This window comes from Arthrobacter sp. ZGTC131 (assembly GCF_002929275.1).
Taxonomy (GTDB): Bacteria; Actinomycetota; Actinomycetes; order Actinomycetales; family Micrococcaceae; genus Arthrobacter.
The window spans coordinates 103681-118861 of record NZ_PJIK01000008.1; the positions used below are offsets into that span (position 1 = coordinate 103681).

The 15181-nt window shown below is 65.6% G+C and carries 20 protein-coding genes; 11 read left to right on the forward strand and 9 right to left on the reverse strand.

Translation table 11 applies throughout. The features are described 5' to 3' along the window. Window positions 1-69: 69 nt before the first annotated feature. A complete protein-coding gene (locus tag CXQ90_RS11785) occupies window positions 70-657 on the forward strand; it encodes a hypothetical protein (RefSeq protein ID WP_104139338.1) in 588 nt (195 codons plus the stop codon). A gap of 102 nt (window positions 658-759) precedes the next feature. After that, window positions 760-1131, forward strand: a complete 372-nt coding sequence (locus CXQ90_RS11790) for a hypothetical protein (RefSeq protein WP_258064504.1) — start codon at window positions 760-762, stop codon at window positions 1129-1131. A gap of 62 nt (window positions 1132-1193) precedes the next feature. Here the strand turns inward: CXQ90_RS11790 and CXQ90_RS11795 are convergent, their stop codons facing one another. After that, the gene (locus CXQ90_RS11795) at window positions 1194-1532 is read right to left on the reverse strand and encodes a YciI family protein (RefSeq protein ID WP_104139341.1); all 339 of its coding nucleotides are present in this window, start codon (window positions 1530-1532) and stop codon (window positions 1194-1196) included. Between the two features lie 89 nt (window positions 1533-1621). Continuing rightward, the gene (locus CXQ90_RS11800) at window positions 1622-2170 is read right to left on the reverse strand and encodes a CGNR zinc finger domain-containing protein (RefSeq protein WP_104139342.1); all 549 of its coding nucleotides are present in this window, start codon (window positions 2168-2170) and stop codon (window positions 1622-1624) included. A 235-nt stretch (window positions 2171-2405) separates the two neighbouring features. Between CXQ90_RS11800 and CXQ90_RS11810 the strand changes: the two genes are divergently transcribed. Further along, window positions 2406-3377 carry a DMT family transporter gene (locus CXQ90_RS11810; protein ID WP_104139345.1) on the forward strand — a complete coding sequence of 324 codons (972 nt, stop codon included), beginning with the start codon at window positions 2406-2408 and terminating at the stop codon, window positions 3375-3377. Window positions 3378-3455: 78 nt separating this feature from the next. Here CXQ90_RS11810 and CXQ90_RS11815 read toward each other — a convergent pair whose 3' ends face one another. Then, window positions 3456-3722, reverse strand: a complete 267-nt coding sequence (locus CXQ90_RS11815) for a WXG100 family type VII secretion target (RefSeq protein ID WP_104139347.1) — start codon at window positions 3720-3722, stop codon at window positions 3456-3458. 211 nt (window positions 3723-3933) lie between these two features. On the opposite strand from CXQ90_RS11815, the gene CXQ90_RS11820 reads away from it, so the two are divergent. Next, a complete protein-coding gene (locus tag CXQ90_RS11820; protein ID WP_104139348.1) occupies window positions 3934-4206 on the forward strand; it encodes a DUF2277 domain-containing protein in 273 nt (90 codons plus the stop codon). 36 nt (window positions 4207-4242) lie between these two features. On the opposite strand, the gene CXQ90_RS11825 is transcribed toward CXQ90_RS11820, so the two are convergent. From CXQ90_RS11825 to CXQ90_RS11840, 4 genes are all read right to left on the reverse strand, one after another. Next, window positions 4243-6642 carry a cation-translocating P-type ATPase gene (locus CXQ90_RS11825; RefSeq protein WP_104139350.1) on the reverse strand — a complete coding sequence of 800 codons (2400 nt, stop codon included), beginning with the start codon at window positions 6640-6642 and terminating at the stop codon, window positions 4243-4245. Window positions 6643-6668: 26 nt separating this feature from the next. Beyond that, a complete protein-coding gene (locus tag CXQ90_RS11830; RefSeq protein WP_104139351.1) occupies window positions 6669-6899 on the reverse strand; it encodes a heavy-metal-associated domain-containing protein in 231 nt (76 codons plus the stop codon). Window positions 6900-6960: 61 nt separating this feature from the next. Beyond that, a complete protein-coding gene (locus tag CXQ90_RS11835) occupies window positions 6961-7308 on the reverse strand; it encodes a metal-sensitive transcriptional regulator (protein ID WP_104139353.1) in 348 nt (115 codons plus the stop codon). 252 nt (window positions 7309-7560) lie between these two features. Then, window positions 7561-8067: a universal stress protein gene (locus CXQ90_RS11840; protein WP_104139354.1), complete on the reverse strand. Its 507-nt coding sequence runs from the start codon at window positions 8065-8067 to the stop codon at window positions 7561-7563. Between the two features lie 175 nt (window positions 8068-8242). On the opposite strand from CXQ90_RS11840, the gene CXQ90_RS11845 reads away from it, so the two are divergent. Then, a complete protein-coding gene (locus CXQ90_RS11845; protein WP_104139356.1) occupies window positions 8243-8443 on the forward strand; it encodes a hypothetical protein in 201 nt (66 codons plus the stop codon). A 34-nt stretch (window positions 8444-8477) separates the two neighbouring features. Here the strand turns inward: CXQ90_RS11845 and CXQ90_RS11850 are convergent, their stop codons facing one another. After that, complete coding sequence (locus CXQ90_RS11850; protein ID WP_104139496.1) at window positions 8478-9779, reverse strand: Y-family DNA polymerase; 1302 nt, start codon at window positions 9777-9779, stop codon at window positions 8478-8480. 109 nt (window positions 9780-9888) lie between these two features. Here CXQ90_RS11850 and CXQ90_RS11855 point away from each other — a divergent pair, with 109 nt between their 5' ends. Beyond that, window positions 9889-10386 carry a GNAT family N-acetyltransferase gene (locus CXQ90_RS11855; protein ID WP_219816679.1) on the forward strand — a complete coding sequence of 166 codons (498 nt, stop codon included), beginning with the start codon at window positions 9889-9891 and terminating at the stop codon, window positions 10384-10386. A 40-nt stretch (window positions 10387-10426) separates the two neighbouring features. Here CXQ90_RS11855 and CXQ90_RS11860 read toward each other — a convergent pair whose 3' ends face one another. Continuing rightward, complete coding sequence (locus CXQ90_RS11860) at window positions 10427-10858, reverse strand: LexA family transcriptional regulator (RefSeq protein ID WP_104139359.1); 432 nt, start codon at window positions 10856-10858, stop codon at window positions 10427-10429. A gap of 182 nt (window positions 10859-11040) precedes the next feature. On the opposite strand from CXQ90_RS11860, the gene CXQ90_RS11865 reads away from it, so the two are divergent. The 5 genes from CXQ90_RS11865 (at window position 11041) to CXQ90_RS11885 (ending at window position 15167) form a co-directional block, all read left to right on the forward strand. Next, on the forward strand, window positions 11041-11607 hold the full coding sequence (locus tag CXQ90_RS11865) for a dihydrofolate reductase family protein (protein ID WP_104139360.1): 567 nt from the start codon (window positions 11041-11043) through the stop codon (window positions 11605-11607). Between the two features lie 143 nt (window positions 11608-11750). Further along, the gene (locus CXQ90_RS11870; RefSeq protein WP_104139362.1) at window positions 11751-12752 is read left to right on the forward strand and encodes a hypothetical protein; all 1002 of its coding nucleotides are present in this window, start codon (window positions 11751-11753) and stop codon (window positions 12750-12752) included. Beyond that, window positions 12749-13090, forward strand: coding sequence for a PadR family transcriptional regulator (locus CXQ90_RS11875; RefSeq protein WP_258064505.1), 342 nt, complete (start codon window positions 12749-12751; stop codon window positions 13088-13090). The genes CXQ90_RS11870 and CXQ90_RS11875 overlap by 4 nt, the downstream gene beginning before the upstream one ends. 188 nt (window positions 13091-13278) lie before the next feature. Next, window positions 13279-13977, forward strand: a complete 699-nt coding sequence (locus CXQ90_RS11880; RefSeq protein ID WP_258064506.1) for a CPBP family intramembrane glutamic endopeptidase — start codon at window positions 13279-13281, stop codon at window positions 13975-13977. Between the two features lie 434 nt (window positions 13978-14411). Next, entirely contained in the window at window positions 14412-15167 is a 756-nt protein-coding gene (locus tag CXQ90_RS11885) for a phosphotransferase (RefSeq protein WP_104139365.1), read from the forward strand. Window positions 15168-15181: the final 14 nt, after the last annotated feature.

The window sequence follows — 15181 nt, forward strand, 5'->3', positions numbered from 1 at the left end:
GCCCGGGGGCGGGGGGCTGGCGGCCGGTGCCGGGTTCGGGGAAACAGGCGGGCGAACTAAACTGGACCGGTGACTTCCCCCGTGAACCCCGTTGAAGCCTCCGCGCCCGCCCACCAGGCGGAACTGTGGAAGCCGGTCCTGCTGCGGGCCGCCGTCGCCCTGGCGTTCGGTGCCGTAACCGTGTTCTGGGCGGCGCCGTCCGAAGCAGGGATGAGCTGGGCCGGAGGGGCATACCTCCTGGCGACGGGCGCCGTCCTGCTTTGGGGCATCCCGCCGACCGGCTTCCGCCGCGAGGCGGCGCCCGGCAGGTTCATGTCCGGAGCGGCATCGGTGCTCACCGGGGCTGGTGCCAGCGTGTTGATCCTGCAGGGCAGCCTGCTGTTCGCCGTTATTGCCGCTTTGGGCCTCGCCGCCGTGGCCGTCGCCGAGCTTTATTTTGGCATCAGGTTCAGGGGGCGCCATGTCCTGGCGCGGGACTGGCTCGCCTCGGGAGTGATCGGCCTCGGGACGGCGGCTGCCCTGCCGTTCTTTATCTCCCTCGGCCCGCACGCGCTGCTGGGCGTCACGGGCGGCGGGGCTATCATCACGGGCGTGCTTTGGATCCTGGCAGGTCTCTCGCTCCGGCATGATGCGCGGACGGCCGCCGCAAGGCCGTAAACTAGAACGTAAGGGTTCTACTCCCTGTAGAACAATGGCAGTAGGCCAATCACATCACAACGGGCAGGCCGCATCCTTGCCGCCCGCATTGGAGGAAGCACCGTGGCACACCAGACGCCAGGAGAACCGCGGAACATGCGGACCTCGGTTAAGGGACCCCTGATGTTCTCCGCGTTTTGGGGTGTGGTGGCCTTCTTCGCGGTCCTGATCTTCGCTTCCGGCGGCAGCTCCCGCGCTCCGCGCTTCGACTTGGCCTTCACCGGCGCGGGCATCGCCTTCATCGTCACGCTGGTCATCGCGGCGATGCTGTCCATGAGCTACAAGGACAACGCCGAGCACCTCGGCAAGGGCTCCGGCGTCAACCTCAGCTCGGCCAAGAAGCCGTCGCACGGCTTTGGCGGCCACGGCCAGAAGCCGGGCCCTGTTGCACCCCGTCCCGCGGACGACTCAAATCCCGACGGCGGTACGGCCTAGCCGCACTGCGCCCCTGGCTGCGCTGCACTCATCGCGGCAAACGGCAGCCTGCCAAGAACAAGCTAGCTTTCCGGGTCGTACCCGAACTCGCGGAGCTCCTGCGAGCAGCGGCAGGCCACGGCGATCTTCCTTGCCCACTCGACCGCGTCCTCGCGCGTCGGCAGCTCCAGCACGGTGAACCCGCCCTTGAGTTCGCTGCCCGGATAGATTTCGGTGCTCACCGACCCGTCGGCGGAAACCAGCACGGGATCGACCTCCTCCTCGATCCCGCCGCCGAATACATAGACGCCGGCAGCCTTGGCCTCCGCGATCACGGCGTGGGATTCGGCGACGACGATCGGGAACTCCTCGTCGGTGAGCACCATGGCTTCGCTCGGGAAGGAGATGAGGTATTTGGTCATGTCTCGATGGTGCCCCGCGGGCGGGCCGGACGGCAATGGTTGCGGATAGCCGAAGGCATTCATGCCTCGAGAAGTCCTGCCGAGTTGAGCTAGTCGCCGCCCGCGGCGCGGCGCGCCCGGTAGGCCGCCACGTGGGCGCGGTTGGCACAGTTTCCCGTGTCGCAGTACCTCTTGGACCGGTTCCGGCTGAGGTCCAGCACCACTGCGTCACAGTCGTCGGCCGCACACACCAGCATCCGGTCCATTTCCTTGCTGCGGATCACGTCTACCAGGGCCATGGCCGCCTCCGTTCCCATTCTGTCTGCCAGCGGAGCTTCGCGCGTGGTGGCGTGGAGGTGCCAGTCCCACTGGTCGTGCTTCAGGAGCTGGGGCAGGGCATGCGCTTCGCGCAGCAACCGGTTCACGCCCGCCACGGCCGTATCCTCGTCCGCGGTCCACAGGGCAGCCAGATCTGACCGCAATGCGTGCACGCTGGACAGCTCGGCGGCGTTCCGCGTGCGGGATCCGCTAAACCCCTCAGCCCGGAGGAATTCGTCCAGGTCCTCCACGGTGGCCAGTTTTTCATCGCCGTTCGCTGCGCTGTTGATGAGGTGGACCACGGTCCGCAGCGCCACCTCTGTGTCAGGGGCAAATACCATCTTGACTCCTTACAGTGCCGAGCGTAATGTCATGACCAACATCCCACTTTACTCCTGACAGGAGGCAGCCGTGCCTGCATCCAGCAACCGCGCCGAAATGCCGCAGCCGGAGTCGCCCGCAGCGAGGGGCGCCTCACCGCAACTCCCTCTTGCACCCGAGACGACGCCGACGCCGACGGCGGCGTCCGCCTCCGTGTCGCCGTCCGTTCCGCCCCGTCCCGCGGTGCCGGGATTCATGGCGTCGGGCCTGGGCATTGCCCTCTTTTCCTCCGCCGTCTTCGGTCTCTCCGGCTCCTTCGCCAAGGCACTGCTGGAAACCGGCTGGACCCCCGGTGCCGCCGTCACCGCACGGCTGACGGGAGCCGCGATCATCCTGGCGATCCCGGCCATCCCGGCGCTCCAGGGCCGGTGGCACCAGTTGCGGGATAACTGGGTGACCATCGTGCTGTTTGGCCTGATCGGCGTGGCGGCCTGCCAGCTGTTCTACTTCAACGCGGTGGCCCGGCTGTCGGTCGGCGTGGCGCTGCTGCTCGAGTACCTCGCGCCGGTACTGATCGTGCTGTGGATGTGGGCGGCGAGCCGGAAGCGCCCGCGCCCGCTCACCATCGCCGGAACACTCCTCTCGCTGGGCGGCCTGGTCCTGGTGCTGGACCTGACGGGCGCCGTGAAGATCGACGTCGTCGGCGTGCTCTGGGGCATCGCCGCCGCAGTCTGCCTGGCCATCTATTTCTTCATTACCGCCAAGGAAAACGACAGCCTCCCGCCGATCGTCCTTGCCTCCGGCGGGCTCATGGTAGGTGCCGCCGTCATGTGGCTGTCCGCCGCCACGGGCCTGCTTCCCATGGCGTTCAGCACGGCCGACACGAAACTGGGGCCGTGGATCACGCCGTGGTGGGTTTCCCTCGCCGGCCTGGTGGTGCTTGCCACCGTTCTGGCCTACGTCTCCGGCATCATGGCGGCGCGCGCCCTGGGTTCGAAGGTGGCGTCCTTCGTGTCGCTGACCGAGGTGCTGTTTGCCGTGCTGTGGGCGTGGCTGCTGCTGGGCGAACTGCCGGGCGCCATCCAGCTCCTGGGCGGAGTGCTGATCGTCGGCGGTGTGGTGCTGGTCCGGCTGGACGAGCTGAGGGGACTCGATCCGCGGACCGGCGCCGGCGCTCCGGAATGCGCGGCCCTCCGCCACGCGAACGACGTCGAACCCGTCCCGTAAGTCCCTGCCCCGTCCGGGAAAGGAGTTAAACGCCAGGGGGCCGGACGAGTGCGTCCGGCCCCCTGTGGTTGCTTGGCCCTAGCGGTGGGAAGCGTCCTCCTGCTGCTGAGCGTTTTGGCTCACCTGCCTGCTGGCCTCTTCCAGAGCCTGGGCAATCTTGGCAAGGTTCGCGGCGTGCTGGCTTTCCCAGTCACTCCGGAACCTGTCAGCGTCCGGGCCCTTCCACTCCGTGCCGATAAGCGCACTGGACAGAGCGGATTTCTGCTTTTCAATTTCAGCGGAACCCTGCTGAAGCTTCGTGCTCAGTGTCTTGAGCTGGTCTGTGTCTGCGCCCCAAAAAGCCATGCGATTTCTCCTTAATCAACGGACCCGATCCAGTCGGCATCCCCAGCGGCCTCCGGCTCGTCCGGAAGATCCATTGCCTACAAACTATCCTCCGGCACGAAACAGTGTCGATGGGCACCGCTCCCCATGCAGTCCTCCCCATGGTTTCGGCGCCCTCCCGAAGGGTGCCCGGAGGGTCGATCCCAAGCGATCCAGAGCCTAGCATGGGGGTATGTGCCGGAACATCCGAACCCTCCACAACTACGAACCGCATGCCACGTCCGAGGAGGTGTACGCCGCGGCCCTCCAGTACGTGCGCAAGATCAGCGGCAGCACCAAGCCATCCAAGGCCAACGAGGAGGCCTTCGAACGTGCCGTGCACGAGGTGGCGCACGCAACCCAGCACCTGCTCGACGCCCTCGTAACGCACGCGCCGGCCAAGGACAGGACAGAGGAAGCGGCGAAGGCCAGGGCCAGGGCGGCCGTGCGCTTCGGCGCGGCCTGACGCCTCCTCCTACCGGTCCCTACCTGGGCGCCGGCCCTACCTTGGCGGCTGGGTACTTGGCGCGCCGAAGCTTCGCAGCCGGAGCGAATTGGCCACCACCAGCACGGAGCTTGCGGCCATGGCAACGCCGGCGATCATTGGATTGAGCAGGCCCAGCGCGGCCACCGGGATCCCCACCGCGTTGTAGAAGAACGCCCAGAACAGGTTGGCCTTGATGGTGGCCAACGTCCGGCGGGACAGCTCGATCGCCGTTGCCACCTGCCCGAGGTCGTTGCCCATCACGGTCAGGTCGGCCGCCTCGATGGCGACGTCCGTTCCGGAACCCATCGCAATCCCCAGATCGGCCTGGGCCAGTGCCGCGGCGTCGTTTACGCCGTCGCCGGCCATTGCCACCGTTGCGCCGGCGGCCTGCAGCCGGCGGACGGCGTCCACCTTGCCCTCGGGGAGCACGCCCGCGAACACGTCCACGGCGGGAATTCCGACGGCGGCTGCCACCTGGGCGGCCACCGCGGCGTTGTCGCCGGTCAGCAGTATGGGGCGCAGCCCCAGGGACTTCAGCCTGGCGACGGCCGCCGCCGATCCCGGCTTGATCGTGTCGCGCAGGGCGATGAGGCCCGCGGCCTCCCCGTCCACGGCAACCCAGATGGCTGTGGCGCCCGAGTCCTCCGCCGAACGCAGGGCCTCGAGCTGCCCGGGCGCGGGCCCGACGCCATTGTCCTGCAGCCAGCCGGTCCGGCCGGCCACCACCAGCCGCCCTTCCACGGTTCCCACGACTCCTCCGCCCGGTGCGGAACGGAAATCGGCGACGGCGGGGAGGCCGCCGCCGTCGGACGTCCGGCCGGTGACGGGCACCGCGGCCCGCGCGGCAGCGGCGACCGCGTGGGCGATCGGGTGCTCGGACGCTGCCTCGACCGCGCCGGCCAGCCGAAGGACTTCCGCCTCGCTGAACGGCGTGAACCCTATCGCGGAATCGACGGAAAGGTGCCCGCTGGTGACCGTGCCGGTCTTGTCCAACAGGATGGTGTCCACGGTGCGGGTGTCCTCGAGGACCTGCGGGCCCCTGATGAGGATGCCCAGCTGGGCGCCCCGCCCCGTTCCGGTCAGGAGCCCCACCGGAGTGGCCAGGCCGAGCGCGCACGGGCACGCAATCACCAGCACCGCCACCGCTGCCGTGAACGCAGAGCGTAGCTCAGTTCCGGTGAGGTCCGGGCCGGCAGCCAGCAGCCAGGCGGCAAAAGTCAGAGCTGCGATCGTCAGGACGATCGGGACGAATACGGCACTGATCCGGTCAGCGAGCCTTGCGATCGGCGCCTTTCCGGTCTGGGCCTGGGCCACCAGCCGGCCCATCTGGGCCAGTGTGGTCTCGGCGCCGACCCGGGTGGCGCGGACCAGCAGCCGGCCGGCGGTGTTGATGGTGGCGCCCGTGACCGGGCTGCCGGGACCCACCTCCACAGGCACGGATTCGCCCGTCACCAGTGAGGCGTCGACGGCAGAGGAGCCGCTGACCACGACGCCGTCGGTGGCTATCTTCTCACCGGGGCGGACGACGACGACGTCATCTACGGCGAGCTGATCGGCCGGGACCTCCACCTCGGCGCCGTTGACCAGCACGGTGGCGTCCTTTGCGCCCAGGTTCAGCAGCGCCTTCAGGGCGTCGCCGGCCTTGGCCTTGGCGTTTGCCTCGAGGAAGCGGCCGAGCAGCAGGAAGGTGGTGACGACGGTGGCGACTTCGAAGTACAGGCCGCCGGAGCCTCCGCCGCCCATCTGTTCCATTCCGGGGTGCTCGGTCAGGCGCGGATCGGCGAGGAGCTGCCAGGCGGAAAAGACGTATGCGGCAATCACGCCCAGGGACACCAGCGTGTCCATGGTGGAGGTGAAGTGCCGGGCATGGATGGCCGCCGCCCGGTGGAAGGGCCATGCCGCCCAACTGACCACGGGCAGGGCCAGGGCGCCGGCAACCCAGCCCCAGTTCGCGAACTGGAAGGCCGGAAACATCGAGATGAGGAAGACGGGCACCGTCAGGAGCGCCGCGACGATCAAGCGGGGTTTCAGCGTTTGGGCCGTGCCGCCGTGCTGCATGTGGTCTTCGCCAGCGCTGCCGGCCCCTGCATTGTCACCTGTCGTGGTCGGTGCAGCAGGCGTGCCGGTCTGGTGGTCCGTGCCGGAGGTGTGCGGGTCCTGACGCTGGTGTAATGCGGGTTTGATCCGCGCCTTGTAGCCGGCTGCCGCTACCTGGTCCGTGATCTGTTGGTCGGTGATTGCGGACGGGACCATCACGTGCGCCGATTCCAGGGGGAGGTTGACCGTGGCCTTGACGCCGTCGAGTTTGCCGAGCTTCTTTTCCACTCGGTTCACGCAGGACGCGCAGGTCATGCCCTCGATGTCGAGTTCGATCGCTCGGCTGGCGGGGCGCCCGGGAAGATGCTCTGTGCTCATCACTGTTCCTGCTCTGCTTAGGCGGACTACGCCTCGTTGGCCACCACAAGGTAGCCCGCTTCGGCCACTGCCTCGCCGATTTCGGACGGCGAGAGCTCCTGGGTGGACGTAATGGTGACTGTGGAGACTCCGCCGGCATTGAGGTCTACGGCGATGTCCTCGACGCCGGCCAGTGATTCAAGCTCTTCACTGACGGCCGACACGCAGTGCCCGCAGGTCATTCCGGAGACGTGGACGGTGGTGGAAATGGTGCTCATGGCTGGCTCCTTGTTGGGCGCTGACGGGGTGGGCCAGCGGGATGGTTGGTCTGTTTTGCCGTTACCGCAGCAGGCGCCCGATTGCGTCTGCCGCTTCCTTCACTTTGATGTCGATCGCCTCGGCCCGCAGAGCGGGGTCCGGTTCGGAGGCCGCCCCGACGACGCAGTGGCCGATGTGTTCTTCGACGAGGCCCAGGCTCACGGCATGCAACGCCTTGGTGACGGCCGCGACCTGCGTCAGGATGTCGATGCAGTACTTGTCTTCCTCCACCATCCGGGCGATACCCCGGACCTGGCCCTCGATCCGCCGGAGCCTTCGCAGGTAGGCATCTTTGTCCGCGGTGTAGCCGTGCTCGGGCGGCGATTCTTCGGTCACTGCCTCGGGCGTCTGGTTTTCGGGAATGCTCATAACCTCAACATATACCCCTAGGGGGTATCGGTCAACGGGCGTGCGGGGCGGAAATGGTGGTAGGAAGGCATTAAAAAGCTCCGGAGTGCGTTATTGGGGGATACGCACTCCGGAGCAGTCTTTGGGGCAGGCCCTTGTCAGGCTGCGCTCACCAGCTTACTTGCCGGTAATGATGATTGCCACCACCTCGAATAACTACTTTCGCTTTACTTTCCCGGGTCCGAATTGAGCGGGTTTCAGATAGCCGCAGCGTCACTCCGGCCGGTCCTGGTGGGCGGCCATCCTGAACGGCACCACCAGCACAGGGCGGCTCTGGTGGTGGGTGAGCCAGGCCGCCACGGAACCGTTGAGGAGCTCCGTGATGCGGTGGCCGAAGCCCCGCTCGGGGGTTCCCACAATGATCATGGGCGCGCTGACCTCGGCCGCGAGCCGCCCGAGGGCGCGGGCCGGATCCCCGGCGAGCGTACGGAGCGTCCATTCGGGCGACGCGCTTTGTACAGCGGAGCCGATCACGGACGTGAGATCGTTCGTCAGGGACCGGATGTCGTCGTCGTCCTTGTCCGGATGGAGCGACAGGCGGTGGGCGGAGCGCGCCGGATCCCACTCCACCAGGTAGCTTGCCTCGTCAACGTAGGCGCAGAGCAGCGGCACGGAGAGTTTTTGGGCCAGAGTCGCGGCTGTCTGGAGGACCTCCGGATGCTGACCGGGCACCACTCCAACGAGCAGGGGCGGGGGGCCGCTGAAGCGCTCTGGAGACATACTTCATTGTGTGCCCGGCACCTGATGAATAACCATACTTCCAGCGGGGGGATGCACCTTGGCGGCGGCTTCCCGCGTGACGGCCGACTGCGTAACTCGCCGTGGCCAGGTGCCGTTTTCCCTTGAATACGGCGGACGGCGGGCCTAGCGTTGAGACGTAGAGAGGCGGCGTGGCATGCAGATATACATGTGGTGGCTGGATCTGGACCTGAAAAGCAAGGAGTGGCTACGGGAAAACCTTCGGGCCGGGGAGCTTCCGCTGTTCGTGATGCAGGGAATCGCTGAGGCGGGCGGGCCGCATCCGGACACACCGCAGGCGGTACTGACCGAAGCCGAGTGGGATTTCATCGAGACCCAGTCCGAATTCGTGGACTGACGGCACCTCCCGCATCAAATCAGGCCTCCCCTGATCATGCTGCCCGGACCACGGGGAGTTCCTCCCAGTGCGTCGTGTACCGGGGTGAGCGCATGCCGCGCTTCATGCTCCAGTCGACGCCGTTCCTGAGCCCCGCAAACCCGAGCCCGATTGCACCTCGACCATACTTCCGGCTGATCTCCTCCACCAGCGGGCCGATGTTGCGTTCCTCGTGCGGATTTGCGAACAGATCGAGCGGCTTCTGGTTTCCGGTGGGTCGCAGGTCCGTGACCATGATTCCGGCCCGAACGTAGCTGATGCCTTCCTGGATTGCAGGGAGCAGTCCGTGGGCGGCCCGGGTCAGGAGAAGGGGATCGGAAGTGGGCATGGGCAGCGGAACGCAGACGGATGGAAAAGACTTGTCCCGCGGGCTGTAGGTGGACGTGCCTGCGAATGCGGTGAGGACCTTGGCCTGCAGTGCGTGCCTGGCCAGGCGCGCACTGGCCTGCTGGGCGTAGATGCTCAGAACCTGGCGCAGCGCCGGGACTGTGGTTATGGGCGTGGAGAACGATCGGGAGAAGATGAGCTGATCGCGCCCTGCCCGCTCCTCCTCCAGGGGTATGCAGGGCGTTCCGCGCAGTTCGAGCACTGTCCGCATCATCACCACGGAAAACCGGTCCCGGATCATGACCGGGTCCGCGCGGCTCAGGTCAAGGATTGAGTGGATTCCGATGGCGTTCAGTCGCTTGGACAGGCGGGCGGCCACGCCCCAGATTTCGACGACGGGAAGCCGGCTCATAAGCAGCTCCCGTTCCGCGGCCGGCATGGAGTCCCAGCGGCAGACGCCGCCGAGCGCGGGGTTGTTTTTTGCCCACTTGTTGGCAAGCTTGGCGAGTGTCTTGGTGGACGCGATGCCGACGCACACGGGCACGCCGATGTTGCGCTGCACGGCTGCCTTCATGTCCTGTCCGAGCCTCAGCACCTGCTCCGGGCTGCCCCTGATGCCGAGAAATGCCTCGTCGATGCTGTACACCTCCAGCCAGGCGGAGTACCGGCCAAGCAGTTCCATGACACGGGCGCTGATGTCCCCATACAGCTCATAGTTGCTGGACCGGGCCACGAGGCCCCATTCCTTGGCCCGGGGAGCCAGCTTGAACCAGGGCTCGCCGATCCCGATCCCCAGGGCCTTCGCCTCCGGGCTTCGTGTGACGGCACAGCCGTCATTGTTGGAGAGCACCACCAGCGGCCTGCCCTCAAGGGACGGATCGAAGGCCCGTTCCGCGCTGGCGTAGAAGCAGTTCACATCCACGAGCGCTATTTGGGGCCGGGACTCATGCCGGTAGGGCGCGTTTTTCATTTCATTCCGTTCCGCCAGCACCCGACGCCGTTCCAAGCTGCCCGCTAGTGGTCGGTAAGGTGCGGCATTCGGCCATGGGACGGCCCCCGCACTCGATAGAGTTTCGGCTATGGATACCCCGGTGAGAGTTCGTTCCGCGCGCGTCGAGGATGCTGCCGAGATGGCGCGCGTGAATGTGCGCGCGTGGCGTGAGACGTACCGCGGGGTGATGGCGGATCACGTCCTCGACGACCCGGGGCTGCCGGGTACCCGGGAGCGGTTCTGGACGGCGATGCTCAGCGATGACCGCTACCGCGCGAACCGCGTCGCGGTGGCCGAGCGCGACGGAGAAATGATCGGGATCGTAATGGCGGGGCCCCCTCGGAGCTCCGAGTCGCAGTGGGGCACGCACCTGTATGTGCTGTACGTCCTTGCGGCCGAGCATGGGACCGGCGCCGGCGCTGCCCTCCTGGATGCCGTCATCGGCCCGCACGACTCGGCAGCGCTCTGGGTCGCTGATCCGAATCCTCGGGCGCAGGCGTTCTATCGCAAGCACGGGTTCGTGCCGGACGGGACCGTGAATGTGGAGGACGGCGTGCGCGAGATCCGCATGGTGCGGCTTCTCTGAACGTTGCCTCACCCTCGGGCGCTGAGGGCAATCGCGCGCGCTAAACATGGTGCAGGCACCTCGTGGCCACGCCCCAGATGGTGAGCTCGGCAAGGGCCGGGACCCGGATGTCCGGGTACAGCGGGTTCGCGGCCTGGAGCACCACTCCCGCGGCCGTGATCCGGAGGCGTTTGACGGTAAGTTCACCGTCAAGGACCGCCACCACCACCGACCCGTCCCGCGGCTCAAGTGCGCGGTTGACGATGAGTTCGTCGCCGTCGCTGATGCCGGCCTGTTCCATGGAGTCTCCGGACACCCTCACGATGTAGGTGCTGGTGATGTCCTGGATGAGGTGTTCGTTTAGGTCGATCCGGCCGTCAAAGTAGTCCTGTGCAGGCGAGGGGTAGCCAGCCGCGACAGCGACCGGCGACACCAGCACCAGGCTCAGGGAAAGTCCCGCGTCTATCACGCGGGGGCCGACAGTAACGCCCACAACACACCTTTATTCGAATATATGTTCGATGATTCAGTGTAGCCCTCAGGGCTGACAGTTTGCAGACTCTGGTGTATTCGGCTGCCGGCTGGATCATGTCCTGTTCTACCGGAGCCGGGAGTGCTTCACTGAAAAGTACGACGACGGCCACGCCGCCTTTCGCCGCCACCGGAGGTACTCGAATGCGCAAGATCATCCTCATGATGTCGGTCTCCTTGGACGGATTCTTCGAGTCGGTCGACCGGGACATCAGCTGGCACCTGGTGGATGATGAACTCCTCCGCCACCTGAACGGGCAGTTCCGCACGATGGGAGCCTTCATGTTCGGGCGCGTCACCCATGAGCTGATGGCCGCTTACTGGCCCACTGCCGACCAGGACCCGGACATCTCGTCCGAACTCGTTGAGTTCGCCGGGATCTGGCGCGAGATGCCCAAGTTCGTCTTTTCGCGGACCCTTACGCAGGCAAGCTGGAATACCACGGTGATTCACGACGTCGTGCCTGAACATATCGCGGAACTGAAGTCGCAGCCCGGGGGCGACATCGCCCTGAGCGGCGCCAACTTGGCCTCCACTTTCATGCGGCATGGCCTGGTCGACGAATTTCGAATTCTCGTCCATCCCGTGGTTCTGGGGCAGGGCCGGCCGCTGTTCGAGGCCCCTGATGTCCGGATGGACCTCAGGCTCGAGGAGACGCGGAGGTTCGGCAACGGCGTGGTTCTGCTCCACTACTCGAGCGACGGCGCCTAAGGGCCCTGGATGGGCTGGTTGCTCCAATGGACCTCCTCTGGCGCTGACCTCCTGAGCATTCCGGGCGGATGGGATGTTGCCTGTATCAGCGCCCTTATGGTTCTATCTAGGTAAGGAACTTATCTAGATGCGGGGGAATCTTGATGGACATCAAAGAGTGGCCTGCCAGCGATCAGGGGTGGGTGGTTCGGTACCGCCTGGCGATGACGGATAAGCACGTCCCGGCCTCTTCGCTCGTAGAGCGGGAACAAGAGCTGCTCGATGCGATCCGTGAGGCCGGCGTGCCCGCGGCCGAGCTGTTCGGTGATGCCAAAGCACTCGCGACTGAGGATGCCGCTGAGCTTGCGACTACGGACGAGATGGTGCGAACCTCTTTGGGAGGAGGACTGAAACCAGCGCTTCGGGAGATTGCAGGCACCTGGGTGGGTATTGGTGCCGTCGCGGTGCTGATCATTGCCCTGCGTCACGGCTGGTCCGCGGACCTGGAGGTCTCCCATGTTCTTGTCGCCGCTAGTGTGGCTGCCGCCTTCCTGGGCTGGGAAGTAGGGCGCGCGCTTTTTACCGCTGGACGATCAGGCTCGGCGATCGGTGCACTGATCGCTGTCGGGACGGTCGTTGTCGCCGGTATCGCCTCCGCAGCGAATCTCGGCCCCGGACACGTCGCGGCCAGTGATGTGCCCGTTCTCCTCCTGGCGCCGGTGATAGTTGGTCCGGGCATCGTCGTACTTCTGGTTTTGAGTCGAATGCCGCAGCACGATCTGCGCAGTACTTGGGATGACGGCGCGTGGTTGCGCCGTTTCCGGGGCGGCCTGCGGTCTCGTCTGATGCCGTCCGTCACCGCACGAGATCACGTTGCTGAAGTCGAACAGGCCCTGGAGTGGGCGGGTACCACGGCCTACACGGAATTCGGGCACCCGTTGTCCTTCGCGCGTGAACTGGCAGCAGCTGACCGAGCCACGCGGGCACGACAGTGGTGGGCGGTCACGACTGCCAGTACGGGCGCTCCGCTGTTGTTGGCTGCTCTCATCCTCACGAACCAAAGCTGGGGGATGTTGACGGTACCTATCGCGGTAGGTTTCGCTCTGTCCGCCGTCGTCGCCTTCAGCGTGGGGCGGAGCGACCGACCGCGGATGATGAAGCGATGACTCTCTCGGCCTGGCAGCGGGCTTCATTGCCGATGCTCATCCTCAAAGTGCTGGCCGTTGCTCCCCGGCACGGGTATGGCATCTCCCAAGCCCTCGTGTCAGTAGGACTCCAACCGATCAAGGGCGCTCAGCTCTACCCCGCACTCGTGCGGCTCGAAGACGAGGGAACGATCGTGGCCCAATGGGAACAGGGCGGATCCGGGCCCGCGCGGAAGGTCTACGAACTAACACCCGCAGGGCGTCAACAGCTGGAGGACCTAGGCACGCAATGGGAGATGTTCATGCACGCGGTCGAAACCCTCAGCAGCGAACCCGCAACTGACAGACCAGCGTCATAAATGAGGCTTTCATGCCGCGCCTATCAGCATCGCTCCGTCACTGCCGCAACAAGCTAAGCAACTCCCACTCCCCGCGGGTAACCCGGATACCGGGAAGTCGGCCCGCAGATCAGCATGCCCGCACCAAGAATTGGGGATTTTTGTCAGCCAGGCCAGCCAGTGAAATGCACTCTCCTACACGTCGAACAGTGCCCGTGACACTCGGGCAGGCAGCCTGGGCGCTGATGTTCGTTGCCATCTACATCGCGCTGGTCGTCGGCGTGATCCTCGCACTCGGCCTACCAGGCATCATCGACTTCACCCTCGAATCACTCCTTCTCGTCCTGCTCACCACTATTACCGCAGCCGCGATCCTCGCCCTCTACGTCCACCTATACCGCCGGAACAACCTCACGCCAGCAGACCTCGGATTTCGACGGTTCACGCCCAGACTGTTCCACCTGCTCTGGCAGATACCAGCCGCCATCATCGTTTGCGCCATCATGCAAGGCCTCTCCCTCGCCCTCACCGGCATAGATGCGACAACCGCAGAAGCTGCTGATGACCCCCTCGCAGACCTCGCAGGCCTACCCGCTTCTCTCGCTGTCATCGCAGTGCTCGTCATCGCCGTCCTCACACCCGTTTGGGAAGAAGTCCTCTTCAGAGGTGCGTTCCTCGACGGCCTCTCCAGACGTCTCCGGCCATCCGTGGCGATCATCCTCTCCGCAGCCCTCTTCGCCGCCGTCCACATCGTCCCATTGAGCTTCCCCTACCTCTTCACATTTGGCATCGCACTTGCCCTCCTCCGGCGCTTTCACCAGAACCTCTGGGCCCCGATCCTCCTGCACGCAACCAACAACGCCCTCGTCGTACTCCTCGCCCTCCTCATCGCCCGACCCGCCGGCTAAAAGTTAGGAATCCTCGAGCGATTGGCAGTCCGGCTGTCCGTTGGTCGCGGCGTTCGCAGCACGCTGGGGCAGGCATTCATCCACACCCGCCCGGCTGGGGCTGGCGGGACCGGCGGAACCGGGGCGAGGCTCACGCCTGGCGACAGTCCGGCGCCCGTCGATGGTGCGGCCGAAGTGGCGGGCGGCTGGTGGTTGTTTGTTGGCAGCCCGCCGCAGTTGGGGGCGGAGCCGCCCCGCAGGCTGCGATTGTCTAGTCGACCCCCAAGAACGCTACGGACAGCAGTATCGGCGTCGCGCGTATTCCGTTACGAGCGGGTCCCCCGGGCACCGCCATGATCCGAAGACTAGGGGTCAGGGCCCATCACTGCAACAGACCGCCCCAGGTCGACGCGGACCTTTGGGCCATCGGGTTTTGCATCGAGTAGCCTGCTGAGATGGCCGAAGACGAGCAAGAACTGACGGGTGGAAATGCGTCCGAAAGTGTTGTGCGCGTTGGTCACACCGTCCGAAAGCCGTGGTTGGAGAACTCGGCCGCCGTGCAGAGCTATCTTGGCGTTCTCCGGTCGTCCGGGGTAGATGTTCCTCAGCCCCTAGGACAGGACGAAGACGGTCGAAATGTAGTCGAGTTCGTCGAGGGCATACCCGCGCTGGATCAGTTGCCGCTGGGGAAGGACGATCTGCTACGGGTTGGTCGTATGATTCGGCAAATCCATGATGCGAGCGAAACAGTCATGATTCCCGATCCGGACGACTGGACGATGCTGCTGCCGGCGGAGAATCCGAACCTGATGTGCCATAACGACCTGGCTCCGTGGAACCTCATTATGGGAGACCGCTGGGTATTCATCGACTGGGATGGTGCCGGTCCCAGCACGCGGTTATGGGACCTGGCTTACGCCGCCCAGTCGTTCGGCATGCTGTTCGATGGGCAACCGGCGGAAGAAGCTGCATGGAGATTGCGAGCCGTTGTTGACGGGTACGGAGCTGACCACGCACTACGCAAGGCACTACCGGCCGCCATGGCGCAACGAACTGCAGCGATGTTCAATCTCCTGAGGTCCTCGTACGAGACCGGCTTCCAACCCTGGGCCGACATGTATGTCAACGGCCACGGCGAGCACTGGCATGCAGCTGCCCAATACGTCGTACGGAATCAAGAGGCCTGGGAACAAGCGCTCGTCCAGCAATGAGGTCCGCATAGGAC